Annotated in this window: 6 protein-coding genes; all 6 read left to right on the plus strand. The window is 63.5% G+C overall.

Going from position 1 to position 17,153, the window contains the following annotated elements; translation table 11 throughout:
* Positions 1-79: 79 nt before the first annotated feature.
* The 6 genes from RWO33_RS06115 (at position 80) to RWO33_RS06140 (ending at position 17,094) form a co-directional block, all read left to right on the plus strand.
* Entirely contained in the window at positions 80-5,068 is a 4,989-nt protein-coding gene (locus RWO33_RS06115) for a hypothetical protein (RefSeq protein WP_314103238.1), read from the plus strand.
* Complete coding sequence (locus RWO33_RS06120; protein WP_314103240.1) at positions 5,014-13,875, plus strand: putative Ig domain-containing protein; 8,862 nt, start codon at positions 5,014-5,016, stop codon at positions 13,873-13,875. Before RWO33_RS06115 ends, RWO33_RS06120 begins: the two co-directional genes overlap by 55 nt.
* A gap of 306 nt (positions 13,876-14,181) precedes the next feature.
* On the plus strand, positions 14,182-14,463 hold the full coding sequence (locus RWO33_RS06125; RefSeq protein WP_314103242.1) for a hypothetical protein: 282 nt from the start codon (positions 14,182-14,184) through the stop codon (positions 14,461-14,463).
* An 864-nt stretch (positions 14,464-15,327) separates the two neighbouring features.
* Positions 15,328-15,885 (plus strand): tetratricopeptide repeat protein, encoded by a 558-nt coding sequence (locus RWO33_RS06130; RefSeq protein ID WP_314103246.1) that lies wholly within the window; start codon positions 15,328-15,330, stop codon positions 15,883-15,885.
* A gap of 16 nt (positions 15,886-15,901) precedes the next feature.
* Complete coding sequence (locus tag RWO33_RS06135; protein WP_314103249.1) at positions 15,902-16,270, plus strand: hypothetical protein; 369 nt, start codon at positions 15,902-15,904, stop codon at positions 16,268-16,270.
* Between the two features lie 2 nt (positions 16,271-16,272).
* Entirely contained in the window at positions 16,273-17,094 is an 822-nt protein-coding gene (locus tag RWO33_RS06140; RefSeq protein ID WP_314103251.1) for a glycosyltransferase family 9 protein, read from the plus strand.
* Positions 17,095-17,153 lie beyond the last annotated feature (59 nt).

The following is a 17,153-nucleotide window of genomic DNA, read 5'->3' on the forward strand; positions in this document are numbered from 1 at the left end:
CTAAACCTTTTCGCGCCCCTCGGGATAGAGGGAGATAAGCCGCAGGAAGTGCGGCCTTTCTCCAACCTAGGGGCGCGTAATGGCCGCAGTAATTGCAGGGAATGGTCTGGGTCTGTTCAATTCTTCGCTCCAGGCCGGCCTGGGGTTGGGAAGCGGCGCACGGCTGGGGGTCCAGGGAAACGACCGCCAGTACGTCAACATCAGCAACGGCAACCTGATCCTGCACAGCCAGGACGAGCAGCTGCTGTTCCGGGGCATGACCCTGGGGCAGTTCCGCACCTACAACAGCCAGGGGCTGTCCAGCCAGGTCGGCAGCGACGGCTGGGTCACCGGATTCGAGCGCCGCGTCGAGCTGCTCTCCGGTACCGTGGGTGCCGCCGGCAGCGTGATGCGCCTGCACACCGGTGACGGCGCCTACCAGGATTTCACCCATACCGCGGGCACTACCTACCAGTCCACCAGCGGCGACGGCGCACATGACAGCCTGACCTACACCGCCGGCAGCAAGACCTGGACCTACATCGAAGGCAGCTCGCGGCGCGAGGAAACCTACGCCGACCACGCCAACGCCACGCTCAAGGGCCGCCTTACCCGCATTCGCGACCTGTTGGGCGATGCCACCGCGCCGACCAGCTGGGACGTGCTGTACGACGGTGCTGGCCGGATCACCCAGGTCCGCAGCAAGGACACCAGCGCGGGCGCTACCCCGGACGCCCTGGTCTTCACCTACGACACTGCTGGCCGTCTTGCGTCCCTGTCCACCCGCGAGAACGGCGTGCTGCTCGGACAGGTCAACTATGGCTACGACAGCATCGGCAGGCTGACCTCGGTACTGGTCGATCTGACCCCGCGCGACGGCATCGACGACCAGGACACCTGGAACGCGACCGATGCCGCCGCCAACGACGGCTACCTGTACCGCACGGTGTACACCTACGCCGACGCCACCAGCCTGCGCATCAGCCAGGTACGGCAAGGCGACGGCAGCCTGGTGAGCTATGGCTACGACACCGAAGGCCGCATCATTTCGGTGACCCAGGGCGACGACAACGTCAACGATGCCGACGGTATCGGCCAGACCCTGACCTACAGCTACGACGCTGCCAACCGCCGCACCGACGTCAGCGATTCCAGCGGGCGCACCTGGTCGTACGGCTACGATACCGCCGGCCGCCTGACCGAGGTACAGGCACCGGTCGTGGACGGCCAGCGCGACACCAGCCAGTACAGCTACGACGCCGACGGCAATCTGCTCCAGGCGCGCACCCTGCGTGGAGGCGTGGTGCTGGGCCAGAGCGACTATCAGTACGACGGCAGCGGAAACCTGTTGTGGCAGTGGAACACGGTGGATCCATCCAGCGGCGCCAGTGCCACCGCCATCCAGCGCAGCTACGACGCCAACCACCAGCTTGCCTCCGAAACGATCTACAGCGGCCTGGATACCGACGGCGCCGGCAGCGCCGCCACGCCACAGGGCGGCGCCACCGGCCACTTCCTGCGCGATGCGCAGGGCCGGCTCCGGTTCACAGTGAGCGCCAGCGGCGAGGTGACCGAGACCACCTACGCCACCGCCGGCACCGGCATCGGCCAGATCGCGTCGGTACGCCGCTACCTGGTCGACACCTACAGCGGCGCCTTCACCACCAGCGACCTTGAAGCCTGGGCAGGCGTCGAGCGCCGCGCCGCCAGCGGCCTTGTCGAGTATGGCTACGACCTGCGTGGCCGCCTCAACCAGACCCGCAGCTTCGACCAGGTCGATGCCAGCGGGGCTGGAGTGCTGAACGACAGCACCGACATCGTGGAATTCGTCTACGACGCCCAGGGCCTGCTGCGTGAGAAGATCGTGGTGCGTTACCCGTCCGGGCGCGAAGCGACCGGCGACACGGTCGCGGAAGTGGTCAGCTATGCCTATGATGGACTCGGACGACTGCTGGCCGAGACCGTCCAGCAGCGTCGCCAGGTCGGCGGCGTGCTTGAGCAGGCATCGACCCTGCGCACCAGCACCTGGACCTACCAGGATTCCGGCAGCACCCTGCGCGCCAGCATCGAAGGCGGCTTGGCCGGCGATGGCACCGACAACGACCTGCTGCGCACCGAGGTCCGCAACGCCGCTGGCCAGCTGATTGCGGTGACCGAATCGGTGCTGGACGGCAGCACGCCAACCCGCACCACCCGGCACTTCTACGACAGCACGGGCCAGCTGCGTGCCAGCGAGGACGCCAATGGCGGGCGCACGTACTTCTTCTATGACGGAGAAGGCCAGTTGGCGGGGCAGGTTGACGCCACCGGTACGGTCACCGCGTACCTGCGCGATGCGCTCGGGCGCGTAATCAATACCACCACCTACGCCACCCAGGTGCCCACCGCGGGCTGGCTGGCCGATGGCAGGGTGGTGCCGACGGCGCTATCCAGCCTGCTGCCGCAGGCCACCGCGCAGGACCGGACCTCACGGCTGCAGTACGACGCCCTCGGCCGCACCCTGAGCGAGATCGACGGCGAGGGTGGCATCACCACCTACCGGTACGACGGCGCCGGCCGCCTGCTCGAAGCGCGCGCCACCGACGCCGCTGGCAGCGCGGACAGTGCCCGCGTGCTGCGCTACTTCCATGACCTCAATGGTCGCGAGGTCGCCCGCCTGGATGCGGCCGGCTATCTGACCGAATTCCAGTACGACGCCGGCGGGCGCCTGGTGCGCAGCGTGGCCTATGCCACCGCCACGGCCCCGGCCGAGCGGGCCGCCGGCACGCTGGACGATCTCCGGCCCCAGGCCAGCGCAACCGATGCGGTCACCCGCAGCTTCCATGACGGGCGCGGCAACCTGATCGGCCAGTTGGATGCCGAGGGCTACTTCACCGAATACGTGTACGACCAGGCCCGCAACCAGCGTGGCGTGCTCTCGTATGGACTCCAACTCGCCGACGCCGACCCGGCGGCCAGCTTCTCCTCGCTGCGCCAGCAGGCCAGCGCCGACGGCCAGGTGCGCACCACGCTGCGCAGTTACAACGCGCTCGGTCAGTTGAGCGTGGAGGTGTCCCCGGAAAGCCTGGTCACCCGTTTCAGCTACGACAGCCAGGGGCGCCTGATCCACACTGAATCCGGGGCGGAATCCAGTGAAACCCGCCATGCGATGGTGCGCTACGACGCGTTCGGCAATCTGATCGGCGAGCTGAACGGCGCCGGCTCGGCGCTGTACGACGAAAGCATGAGTGCCGCCAGCCTGGAGCTCCTGTTCGCCGAGTATGGCACTCGGCACAGCTATGACGCGCTGGGCCGTCGTATCGAGAGCATCGATGCGGAAGGCAATCGGACCTGGTACTTCCACGACGCGGTGGGTCGCCTCACCCACACGGTGTACGGCATGTACTCCGATGCGGAGGGAATGAGCAACGCCGAAGCCGAGGTGGAGGAGATCCGTTACGACGCGTTCGGCCAGGCACGCGACACGATCCGCTACACCGGCCGGGTGCTGTTGAGCCCGCCGTTCGGCCGCGACGAAGCGGCCGCTGCGATCCAGGTGCTGCAGTACATTGCCACCTACGACAGCCGCCAGCAGTTCAAGTACGACCGCCGCGGCCTGCTCACCGAACGCACCAGCGCCGAGGGCTACCGCTCTTTGATGGGCTACAACGCGTTCGGCGAACTGGTCCGTCAGGACGACCAGATCACCGCCACCAGCTGGCGCGTGACCGAAAGCAGCTACGACCAGCGCGGCCAGCGTCTGTCGCTGACCGAAGACGCGCAGGGGCTGGCGCGGATCACCACCGCCCAGTACGACGCGTTCGGGCGCACCGTCCAGACCAGCGACGGACGCGGTACGGCCACCTTCTACAGCTTCGACCGGATGGGCCGCCAGGTGGCGGTGCAGCAGAGCGTTTCCGGGCGCCAGGAACGCACCGAGCTCGCGTACGACGCCTGGGGCCGCGTGGTCAGCCAGGTGGATGCACTGGGTCGCGCGACCACCTTCGTGCACGACAACGAAAACCGCACCATGACCATGACCACCCCGGAAGGGTTGGTGGTGGTGACCCAGTACAACCTGCATGGTCAGCAGGTGGAGATACGGCGGCAGGATGGCAGTACACGCGCATTCGAGTATGACGCGGAGGGGCGACTGGTCGCCGAGACGAGCAGCACCGAAAGCGAGTGGGAAAGTCGCGTCGACTACAGGGAGACCTTTGAGTACGACCGTCGTGGCCTGCTGCTGGCCGAGGGAGTGGGCGGATACGAAACCGTCTACACGTATGACGCGCGTGGTCGCGTTCTGTCGAGGTCCGAGGCTGGCTGGGTCGAATCCTGGGTCGACACCGATGGTGACGGCTTTGAAGATACAAGGACCTACGTGCGCAACGTCCACCCCGGGACCACGTACCAGTACGACGGCCTCGGGCGCCAACTGCTGATTACCGACGCCACCGGCGTCCAGACCGCCCTGCGTTACGACCTTGATGGGCGGATGCTGGAGTCGATAACCGACCCTGAGGGGGTGGCACTGCGCACCGTTTACAGCTGGGATGGCCTCGGCCAGCAGCTTACCGTCACCAAAGGGGCGGGAACGGCGCAGGCAACGATCACCGCGTACGCCTACGACGGACTGGGCCGCCGCACCAGCGAAGTGGCAGCAGTCGGCACGCTTGACCTGACGACCCGGTATCTCTACGACGCCAACGACAATGTAGTGGCTACCGTCGACGCGTTGCAGCAGGCCACCCGTTTCGTCTATGACCAGGCCAACCGACTCACGCTGAGTGTCGACGCCCGTGGCAGCGTCACCGAGTATAGGTACGACGCTGCAGGACAGCGCACCTCGTCGCGAATGTATGCAAACCCGGTTTCACTGCCCGCACTACCTGTCCAGGTTTCAGAGGTGCAGGTCCGGGCACAGTTGGTGGCGGACGATACCCGGGACCGCCAGAGCTACCTGATCCATGACAAGGACGGCAGGCAGACGCTCGCCATCGACGGCGTCGGCGTGATCACGCTCCGGACCCTGGATGCGGGGGCAACGCCATCCAGGTGCGTACGCTCGCGACCTCGATTACGCTGGATGGCTCTCTCAGGCAGCAGCTGACTGACGGCCAGGTGTCGGACTCGCAGCTGCGAACCCTGTTCAACACCGATGATTCACGGGATCGGATCGACTCGTACCTGTACGATTCGATAGGGCGTGTCGTAGGCCATGTTGACGGTAAGGGCTACTACACGCAAACCCAGTATGACGAGTCGGGCCGGGTTGTCTCGGAACAGCTCGGCGGCACCGCCATCGATGTCACCGTTCACGCCGACATCGCGGCCGGCATGGTCAGCGGCGCCATGCCGCCCGAGTATTATTTCAGCGAGGTTGAGCGGCGCGACCCGCTCACCGAATATGTCTATGACGACGGAGGCCGGCTCGCCTTCAAGCTGCTTTACGTTCAGAGCACCGCATACGAGTGGAGCACCCAGGGTGCGAACTCGGTACAGATCACGCGCATCGTCTACGATGCGGCTGGCCGTATATCCGGCGAGATTGCCTACGGCGTGTCGCCGCAGATCTACTTCCCCTCCCGGATGGCGCTGGCAAGCACGTCCGACCAGCAGAGTGCCGCCGTCCAAGGGGTGATCGGGTGGCTGGAAGACGCGGCGGGGATGCCGATCGACGAGGTTCCGCAGCGCAGGACCCGCTATCTGATGGATTCGGCAGGGCGCCAGCACTTCAGTGTTGGGCCGGATGGATTGGCGCAGGAGTATCTGTACGACGCCCTCGGTCAGCTGATCGAGACCCGGACCTTCGGGAATCGGGTCGAAGTGCGTGACTGGGACGAAACCGAACTGGCCGCCCACCTGTCCGGAGTGGAGAACGTACGGGTTACCCGACAGGATTACGACGCAGCAGGTAACGTGGTGGCGCGCTACGACGCGCTGCAGGCCGTGGAGCGATTCACCTACGACGGCATTGGTCAGCTCACCAGCTTCACCGACAAGAATCAGGCTACCTGGACCTATCAGTACGACGCCGCCGGCAACCGGACCGTGGAGACGAGTCCCCAGGTCGCAGTTTCGGTCGCTGATCCGGCAGGCAATCTGAGCACGTCCACACGCTCGGTCACGACCCTGATCGAGTACGACGCATTCGGCAACGTGACGCGGCGCATCGAAGACGCCGGCTCGCCCACGGCTCGAGCAACCGAGTATGTCTACGATAGTCGTGGTCTGCAGGTCCTCACCCGTTTCCCCGATGCCGGGGTCATGGGACCTGACGGCCAGATCCATGCCACCGGCATCCGACCGACCGTTGAAGTGACCTACGATGCCCTCGGGCGCGCCGTCGCCCAGAAGGACGTGCTCGGCTATTACAGCTTTAAAACGTACGACGCTGCCGGACGAGTTCAGTACGACATCGATGCGGAAGGGCAGGTAACCGAGTACGGATACAATGCATTGGGGCAGCAGAGTCGGCTCACCCGCTACGCAGAGCCTATCGAGCTGGAAGGCACATCGCCACCGGGGTCGCAGGACATTGCAGCTCTGATCACGCCTTCCCCTGAACGGGATCGCCAGCTGCGCATTGCTTATGACGTGGCGGGCCGCAAATGGCAGGTGGTTGAGGTAGTAACGTTCGTCAGCAGGTGGGACGGGCAGATCGTTCCGGGCTACGGCCGCGTCACAGACTACGTCTACAACATATATGGTGAACTCGTCTCCGAGCAGGTCTCGGGAGGCGCGGAGCTCAGTCAGATCTGGGTTGACGAGAATGAGGGGGTCGACCTCTGGAATACCGAGGTCGAAACCCGCTACTTCTACGACGATGCTGGCCGACGGACCCACCGGATCGACGCCGACGGCTACGTCACGGCGTGGGAGTACAACGCAAATGGCGAGCTGATCCGGGAAACCCAATACGCGCGCCCAGGCGACGGTGCACCGCCGGAAGAGGAGGAGGGCGAGGAGTGGCCGGAGTCGAGGGCGGCGAGTGAATTCGATCCGCTGTTCGTTGGACACAATCGTGTCACCGAGTGGGACTACGACGCCTTGGGGCGCAAGGTTGCCGAACGCAGGAGCCTTGGCAACCCCGATGACGGCGCGTATGTCGAAAGCCTTACCGAGTACGATGCGTCGGGCCGGGCGACAGCTTCGACCGTGCAGGGCGAGCAGACCCGGACCTATTACGATGCCCTGGGCCGGGTCACCGCGGTGCGCGAAAGCGAGCGCGACGTTGTTAACGGGAACGCCGACATCCAGTTGAGCTCTACCGGCGTGAACCTGCAGTCGCAGTCGCTGTACCGTCGCGCCTCGCCGTACAGCACCATGGCCTACGACGCCTTCGGCAACGTGGTGCAGGTGCGTCGCTACGCCGACGGCGCCGAGGCCGGGCAGGGCGCTGTGGCGTCCGCCCGCGATCAGGTCATCAGCACCCTGTACGACTGGCAGGGCCGCGGCGTGCTGGAGCGCGACGCAGCAGGCACGCTGCATGCCCGCACGTATGACGCGGCCGACCACCTGCTGGCTACCCGCTCCCGGCTGGACGGCAACTCCGGGCGTTGGTCGCTGGCGGTCAATGAAGCGGTCTACGACAAGGTCGGGCGCCAGATCATCAACAAGGTGTCCCGCGAGCTGCACCAGGGCGAGGGCGGTGCCGTACTACAGGTCGTGGTCGATACCGCCTCGCAGGTCCGCTACAACGCTTTTGGCGAGATCATCGCCAAGGACAGCAACGTAATCCTCGACCTGGACACGGGGAATTTTGCGGTCCAGTACGACTATGACCAGATGGGGAACGTGATCTCCAGCAACGCCGAAGGTGGCGTGAAGCGGAACTACGAATACGACCGCGCTGGCCGGGCGATCAGGGAGTCGCACGTCGTCCGCGACTCGAACGGCAACCTGGTCACCGTCGAAACGACCATGGAATACGACCTGCGGGGGAATCTGGTCAAGCAGATACTTCCCGGCAACACCGACCAGCCCGGTGATGTCAGCACCGTCGAGCGTACCTACGATGCCTGGGGCAACGTGCTTTCGATGCTCGATCAGCGTGGCGGTACTACGTTCTATGAGTACAACCAGCAGAACCAGGTGGTGCGCGAGGTCAAGCCCACCGTACGTGTCCTCAACAGCGATGGCTCGGTGAGCAACATTGCTCCCGAGACCCTGTGGGACTATGACGCCCTCGGCCGCCTGGTGGGTACCCGCGACGCAAATGGCAACTGGCAGCGCTCGGCGTATGACGCCAGTGGCCGCCAGAGCTACACCGAAACCGCCACCGGCGACCGGACCCACTTCGCCTATGATGCCTTCGGGCAGAAGCGCTACACCCAGAACCCGCTGGGTTACCTGACCTTCCTCGAGTATGACCCGGCCGGCCGCGTCGTCGCGCAGGGCGACTTCCTGCGCGATAGCGATGGACAGACCCGCGCCAAGGCCGTACGTGAGCGCTATGCGCTCGACCAGAACGGCAACCGCCTGCGCGTCACCGACGCGCTGGGCTACGTCAACACCTATGACTACGACAGCCGTGGCCTTGTGATCCGAAGCCTGACGGCGGCGGGCGTGGCCATGTCGTACGGCTACGACCTGCAGGGCAACAAGATCCGCGAGACCAATGCGCTGTCCGACCCGAGCCTGGCGGCCGACGGCGTGCCCGTGTTCAACGGAGGAGTGGTCGATACGCAGTTTGCGGCGATTGGGCAGACGGTGAGTTTCAGCGTGCCAGCTGCGGCGTTCACCACCGCCGAAGGTGAAATACCCGCGGTCTCGGTGCGAGTGGAATACTGGGATTCGGCGGCGCGGGCGTTCCGTACGGCCGATGGCTTCAGCTACGACCCGCAGACCCGGACCTTGAGCGGGACCGGAACCCAGAACGGCGAGTATCGCATCACCTACACCGCCACCAGCGCCAGTGGCAGGACTGCCACGGCCAGCTCCGTCCTGCATGTGGTCAATGCGACCGCGTACGCCAACTATTACGCAGGCGCCCCGGCTCCGGCGATGGGCCTGTTCAACCAGAGGGTCACCGCCGGCCAGCCCTTCAGCTACCAGATGGCGGCGGGCACCTTCGTCGATACCCAGGGCCAGGGCATCTCGTACAGTGCGTCCGTCTTGGTGAAAATCAGCGAGTACGACTACGAACGGCGGCAGGAGATAACCTACGACGAGTGGGTAACCATCGGCTCGCCGGGAGACACCTCGGGCCTGAGCTTCGACCCTGCGACCGGCACCCTGTCGGGCACGCTGTCGGGTGTGCAGCGCTATGAAGTCCAGATCACCGCGACCGGCGCCAACGGGCGTTCCAGTTCCCTGAACATGGAGGTCCAGGGCCGGACCGAAAGTGGACGGCGTACCGTCATCGATTACGAGCGCGACGACGAAGGCGAGGTCATGAACCTCGACGAGCTCACCTGGGTATACGACTACTTCGGTCGCCTGATCGACCATAACGACCTGAGCGGCGCCGACTACGACTACGAGTACGACAGCGAAACCGGGCAGTTGTTGCGCGAGAACAGCCAGTGGACCGAGCAGGCTCGGCAGTACTCCACGCCGATCGATGATTACTGGTACGACCGTGACTGGTCCCAGTACGGCCTGGACGCCGACCAGACCAACCTGGACCTGCCCGAGCCGCTGCTGCTCAACGACCCCGAGCGCAGCTACAGCTACTTCCGCTCCGGTGCGTTGAAGGAGCTGCGCGAGGGCAACAACTGGTTCCGGTACACCTATGACGCGGCCGGCAACCGTACCTCCGAGGAGGCGTACACCTACGACGCGGACGGGCAGCTGCTGCACGTGCTGACGCGCGTCAGCTACGACGCCCATGGCCGCATCACCAAGGTGACCCAGAAGGACATGGTCGCCAACCACACCCAGCTGGAGCTCAACTACGACTACGACGCGGTGGGCAACCGTCGTCGCGTGCTGGCACGGACCTCCTTCGACGCCAACGCGCCCGGCCTGGACATCAGCGGCATCACCAACCCGGACTTCGAGCGGGGCGATATCGGTTGGACCATGACCGAGGGCTGGAGCGTAGTCAGCGGTGGCGAGCAGGGCAGCACCCAGCGGGCCCAGTTCGACTTCACCGGCAGCTCCACGCTCCTGAACAAGCAGCGGGTGGAGGTGAAACCGGGCGAGACCATCACCGCTTCGGTGCGGGTCGACCAAGGCGCCTCCAGCGAGGGCGAGGCCGGCGCCGCTGTCGCCATCCAGTGGTACGACTATGCCGGTAATGCGATCAAGCTGTCGTTGGGCAACATGGTGGACTCTGCGTCCAACGGCAACATCTACGATTCAAGGGTATCGATGCAGGTGCCGCCGGGCGCCGTGTTCATGTCCATCGGGGTGCATGCGTTCCGAACCGGCGGCGGTGACGCGCTGTACGTCGACAACTTCACCTGGGGCTCGGCGCCGGCCAATGGCAACCTGGCCAACTCGTCAGGGTGGACCTTCGGCACGGGCACGTCGTGGACGTCCGAGTCGGGCGGATCGATCCGCTTCCAGCGCGACGCAGAAAGCAAGGCCATCAACAACGAGCGCATCGCTGTCCGCGCGGGCAGCGTGGTCAACGCCCGCGGCAATGTTCAGCAGGGCGCATCCAGCGCGGGGACGGCGTGGGGCGCGGTATTCCTGCGCTTCTACGATGCCGATGGGAACGTCATCACGGACGTGGTTGGCAATCGCGTCGACAGCGGCTCCGGTGGCGCCTGGCACTCCTCTTACATCAATGCACAGGTGCCCGAGGGGGCAGTCAGCATGTCGGTTGGTGGCGTGTCCGGCCGCAGTGGCGGAAAGGCCGTCTGGATGGACGACTTCAGCTGGAACTACGAGCGCGGCGGCGAGCTGGGGGATGTCGGTGACTACGTGGATCCGGATCCGTCCCACCCGTACAACATGGCCGAGCCGTTCAAGGACTACTGGTATCAGTACGACGCACAGAACCGCGTAACGGTCGCCAACGGCAAGATGAAGGACGGGCAGATCGTGCTCGGCAACGCCGATGTGAGCTACGCGCTGGATTACGACGAAGCTGGCAATGCGGTGCGCCGCCGCTACCTGAGCGGCCATGTCCAGGTAGCCGAAACCACCCAGTACGACGAGCGCGGCCAGCGCTTGAACGTCTTCCAGTCGGTACCGCTGGACGGCACCTCCGGGCTGGTTCTGAAGGACAGCTACCGCTATGACGCGGTCGGCCGGGTGATCGAGCAGCGCACCTATTTCGACAATGGCTCGGTGCGCAACGGGGTGAACGTATCGGGGTGGCTGAAACATGCCGAGACCTTCAGCTACGACGCTGATGGCCGGATCCAGCAGCAGTTGATCCTGGGTCGCCAGCTCGGCTGGACCGCCGGTGCGCCTACCGATGGTGGAGCGTTCCAGGTTACCAATCTGGGCGCCTTGCAGAACCTGGCAAGCGTCAACTACGGCATGGGGTACGACGTCGCTGGGAGGCTTCGCGGCTACACCTACCAGTATGCCCAGCACGAGGAAGGCAGCGGCGCGGCGGCGGACGACCCGAAGGGCTACACCCACCGCTACAACTACACCTACGAAGCGCGCGACAGCTACCTGGAAGCCCGCGTGACCGGCGCCAGCAGCAACCAGAACTTCCGCGCGTCCAGCACCTTCAGCACCTACGACGCCTGGGGTCGGCGCGTGGCGGTGCGCGAAAACACCCCGCTGGCCAGCAACCTGGGAACGCTGGAAGACCGTATCCGCTATTTCAGCTACGACGCCACCGGCAACATCCTGCGTCGCCGCGAGGGTACGCTCGAGAACGGGCTGTTCACCCAGGATGCTGCCCAGAAAACCCAGACCCAGCTGTACGCGTATGTGGGTGGTCAGCTGGTGGCTTCAGGCAAGCGCACCGGTGAAGTGGACGTCGTCGGACGCCTCACCGCCTACCAGAGCAACAACGCCGCCGGCAGCAGCCGCACCACGGTGCTGGCAGGCGAGACCCTGCGCGGCATCGCCCAGCGCGTGTACGGCAATGCCAACCTCTGGTACGTGCTGGCTGAAGCCAATGCCATCAACGATGACAGCGGGTTGACTGCCGGCACCACCCTGGTGGTGCCGGAGGTGAAAGTCACCGCCAACGACGCGACTACGTTCAAGCCGTTCAGCCCGCAGGAGGCAATTGGAAATACTTCGCCTTCGCTCCCGTACATCGAGCCGCCGCCGAAGGAGCATTGCAACGGTATTGCCATGGTGTTGATGGTGGTAGTGGCCGTAGTGGCGGCGGTGTTTACGGCCGGTGCTGCGCTCGCACTCATTGCGCCCTCGTTGATGGTTGGGGGCGTTATGGCAACGGGCGCGGCAGTGCTCACTGGCGGCATCGCCGTGAGTACCGCAGCAATCGGCGCAGTTGCGGCTGGTGCCGCTGTCGCAGGTGCGGCTTTCGCGGGCGGCATGGCGGGAAGCATCGCCAGCCAGGCGGTGGGCAAGGCCATGGGCGTGGTGGACAGCTTCAGTCTGCGTAGCGCGGTTGGAAGTGGCCTGACATCCATGGCAGGTGCCGGCATAGCAGGCGCCATCGGCGGTGGTAAGTCGGTAGCCCAGCTGATCGAAGCCGGTGGTATGGGGTACGCGAAAGTGGCCGCGATGGGGGCCGCGACGGCGGCCGCAGGTTATGGGGGTGGTAAGATTGCCGGCGTGGCTGATACGCACTTCAGCTGGCGCGCGATTGCGGCTGGGGCGGTGAGCTCCGTGGTCGGCGGCAAGATCAACCATTCCCTTGGCATCAGCAGCCAGCCGTTTGTATCTGACGGCATCGTCAGCGACACGCTCGGCGGTATGGTGGGCGGCGTCGTGAGCTTGCATACGCGTCGGACGTTCGGAATCAATGACGACATCAACTATGGCGCGATAGCGGCAGATGCGTTTGGCAATGCATTGGGCTCGGCCCTGGCGTCGAAACTCGACAAGTACATTCCAGTGCCGCAGCGAGCACGCAACGCCTCCATGGCTGACGGGCGTAGCTTCTCCGAACGCTATCCCTTCGCGACCGCTGAGTTGGGTGAACACCGTTCAGTCCTTGGGGATGGCAGCGCGGAGATTCGGTCGACCGATCACGTCACCAATCTACCCGCCGTTCAAGTGGGCGTGTCTGACGCGGAGTGGATGGCGGAGGGTCTGACCATGGACCAGATCGCCCAGCTGCGATGGGCGCTTGCCAGTCATGCGGTGGCGGCGCAGGATCGTGCGCGCGGAAATGAAATTGATGTGAGCGCGTTCAATGATGGCGCGTCAGACATCGCTCCCGCACCGCGCTACCAGGAGCCTCAACGCCCTGTCTACACGAACACCCTCTCCGCTCCGGTGAATCGAGGGGTCGGGGACGTCCTCCGCGAGGCTATCGATGGTTATACCTTACCAATCCGCTCGGTGATTGAGCTAAACATGGCGGCGCAGGATTTCGCACTGCTTGCCATAAAGAATGGTATGAACAGCATCCGGGAGAGCTCGCGGCAAGCGGTGATGAATGCAAGCTCGGCACCTGAAGCCGTGGTGGCTTCTGGAGTCTATGCCGTCAACAGCGTGACTGATGAGATCGTATCCGGAGCCGTTGATTCATTGCGACCCTTTACCAATGGAGAGGAGCGAAGGAGATTAATCGGCGGGATGGGGACGCTCGTTACGACCAATCCTTTGACTACAGGGGCACTCGCCTGGGAGCATTGGGCTTCCCTAACGGATGAACAAAGGTTGGCAAAGGGCGGGGCGGCGATCGTGTCATTGCCGAGAGGTATAACTAGCCTCGCAGATGTCGTCTCATTTAAGCGTGCATCAGGCAGCGTAAGGATGCGACTGAAGGGGCGCCTGCGATTGGCAAGGGTGCAACGAATCCGCTTCTCGCCCAAATTCGAGAGTCAGGTGGTACGCTCTCAGTCAAGAGGGGCCAAGTGACTGCGAAAGAAGTTGCTGCAGCATCCACAGACGGAGGGAATGAGATTGCATACTTCAGGGATCGAGCTTCAGGCCAATTATACTTGCGTGAGCTGGGACCTCAGATGGGAGAAATTCCAGAGAACTCACGTTTGATCCTCCATACTCAGCCTGGATCTAGGCCACTTTCAGTGCAGCCGAGTGGTGCCGATCGTGCTGCACTTTCTTCGCTGGGTCAGCGATCTTCTGTGATCGTAAACTTTGACGGCACTTACAGCATACGTTTTGGGCGCGACTATCAGATGGATGGCGAAATTAGGTGGATTGGTGATTGAAATGACGGCAGAACTTTATAAGATCGGTATGCGTAGGAATGTTTTCGCATTCATTTCATCGGGCGATTCTGTTCGAGCTGAATCGTTGGCTCTCTTGCTAGCCGATGCAGGCGCTGTGGAGATCGGGCCGCATGCCTTTGCCTTTGATGATGGCATGAGCCCGGAGGGTGTTAGAGCGCTTGTCGGTGAGATTGAAGAAGGGGATTTTGTGTACGTGCTTCGACCTGAGGCAGGTTCAATTGCAAGCTACATAGTCGTAGCTCCCAAGCCCTAGCTTGATCAAACTGACATAAATCGGCTCGCCGTGTTTATGGATATCGTGAGCCTGTCTGACGGCGTGACGGTTGCCTCGGTTCAGCCGAGTAGAGCGATATTGCCGATGAGGGATGCGGTCGAGCGTCTCCGGTTGGAGGGCCGTTCTCTGAGATATGTCATTGCTAAAATGAATTGGCGTGAACAATGACTCATAGAAAGATTTCTTCATTCGATACTCTAGAGAGTGCAATTGGTGAGTATATGAAGGATGGCGGGGTCTCCACTGTCCGATGTGAGGCGTGTGGCGAGGTAATCGAGATTTCTTCGGTGGGCTCGTCCGCAATGGTCGTGCGTTGTACTTGTGGTGCCTACAACGACACACTTCGAGGTTTATGAGGTTTGGGCTCAATAGCCGCTGACGGCATGCATTTGCGTCTGCAATGCTGCCGGCCCGGAAGTTCGACGTGATTACTCTCTACCCTGAGTCCCTGTAATGAGGAAGTATGATGTTGCTCTGTCGGAAGTCGAGTCCTTCTACTCGATCGAGATGGCCGAAGGCCCCAGTTGCGTTGCGTTTTTCGAAGAGACAATGAGGGCCACTCCATCCTATGGCGAGCGAATATTGACTCAACTTTCCGAGAGCTTCTCTGACTTGGACTTCTCTTGGAGAGACGCTCTTTGGAACGAGGGCTGGCATATCAAAGATTTCGACTCTAAGGTGGCTGCCAGGGATTTCGTTAAGGCCGACATCCTGTCTTCCGTTATTAGAGCCAGTCAACGAGTGTACGTTCGTCGTGTACGCTGATGGTTGAAGACTACGTGGGTAGTTTGCAATTTCCACGAGATCTGTTTCTCTTTTGCGGTCCAACGGAGACTGGCTTATATGAAGTATGAATCCCTTGACATGGAAGAGCTCTTCGCATTGGCCATCTCTGCAGGCGGCTCCGACAGGCATGCGGAAGCGATGGTTCTGCTGAAGGCCATTCTTGAGCGGGATCCGGGCAACACGAATGCCACCTACCTCCTGGCTGCGCAGCACGCTCAGCTCGGATTGGTAGATCGTGCAGATGCCGCGTTCCGGCAAGTCCTTGAGGCTTCGCCTGGCCTGGCTATCGCGAGGCTGCAGTACGTGCAGCTTCTGACGGGCCAAGAGCGCCTTGACGAAGCTGCGACGGTGATCGGCCCTCTGCTCGACCGCTCCGACGAGATTGGCTCGTACGCTCGAGCGCTACAAGCCAGCAGCGCAGGCAAGATCGACGAAGCCATTCGCGAGCTCGATCATGGCATCTCTCTTCCGCAGTCGATTGCTGCTCTGGCGACTGACATGAGGAATCTGCGCAGGAATCTGGCTGCAATGGCCCCTATGGCTAACCCGGCTCCGGTGGTGGCCGTGGATGCGCCCGCACCCATGTTCCTTACCGGCTATGGCCGGACCAACTAGTTGTTGATGATGATTCGTGACAATTGATCGCACGCAGCTCGCATCGCCGCTGATCGCCGCTGCGCGGGCTGAACTCGCGCAGCGCGGCACGCGCACTCAGGTGAGCGGTGGGAGCAAGCCCGCCGCCCAATCCGCATCGCGCCCAGCCAGCGCCTTGCGGACCGAAATAGCCGGGATGCTCCGCGGAGTGGATGTAGATGATCCCGTCGCCATGCGCTCTGCTCGGCGGCGCGTCATCCGTGCCGTGCTTCTGGCCGAGTTGGGTCAGGAGCTGCGCGAGTACAGCCAATGGCAGCCCATGCTGGACAGCCTGGTTGAGAGCCTTGAAGCCAACGAGATCCATCGCGACTCGTTCAGCGCCCTGATCAAGTCCGTAACGGCGTAGCCTTGCGAATCGACGACGCCGCCATTGAGCAGCACGGTGCAACCGGTACTCCGGGCAAGCCAAGCGTCGATCGGATCCCCATCGAATTCGACCTGGGCGGCGCCCACCTCGGCGACCTGCTGATGGCGCTGCCGGCCATCGGTGCGGTAGCACGGCAGGCGAGGGTCGTAGTTTCCGGCCTGCCGCCCCGACATTTCACCGCGTTGCGCGCCCTGCCAGTGGCGTTCCGGCAGACGTGCGAACGGCCAGCGCATACGCTGCGCCCGTGCTTCCAGCCGGGCATGCATCGGACCTTGGCATGGCTGCAGGCCGTGGGCGAGGGTGTGCAGCCGGTGCGGATACCTATCCCGGTGCACGGCTTGAGGCAGGCTGAGGCGATGCTGCCAGCAGGCAACTGGGCACTGCTCAGCCCATGGGCCGACTACGCCGGGAAGCGCTGGTCGATGCGCCATTGGGCTGCACTGGCAGGGGCGTTGCAGGAACGAGGCTATGAGGTGGCACTGATCGGCCCACCGCCATCCAAGGGATTGGAAGTGGTTGAGTGGCCCGCCGGCGTAGTCGATCTCAGGGGCCGCGATAGCGCCACCACGTGGCCAGCGCTGCTTACCCGCGCCTCGCTCGTGGTCAGCGTGGACACTGGTTGCCTGCATATGGCTGATGCCTTGGGAATTCCAGTAGTCGGGCTCTACAGCGTCGCGCATCCCTCGGAGTACGCTCCCTTCTGGCAACGCAGCCAGTGCGTACATTCGGCACGAATGGAGGAGATGGCCTTGGCTCAGGTGGTCGCCCTTGTAGACCGGATCGCCATCGGAAGCCGCCCGTAAAGGGCCCCTAAACTAGTTCCCGCCCCCGGGGATTGTGGATGAAGGCACCGCACATGTGT

The sequence above is a fragment of the uncultured Stenotrophomonas sp. genome, assembly GCF_963519925.1.
GTDB classification, from domain to species: domain Bacteria; phylum Pseudomonadota; class Gammaproteobacteria; order Xanthomonadales; family Xanthomonadaceae; genus Stenotrophomonas; species Stenotrophomonas maltophilia_AE.

Coding starts and splice junctions, on each gene's coding strand:
- RWO33_RS06130 (WP_314103246.1), top strand. CDS start 15,328: ATGAAGTATGAATCCCTTGACATGGAAGAGCTCTTCGCATTGGCCATC.
- RWO33_RS06115 (WP_314103238.1), top strand. CDS start 80: ATGGCCGCAGTAATTGCAGGGAATGGTCTGGGTCTGTTCAATTCTTCG.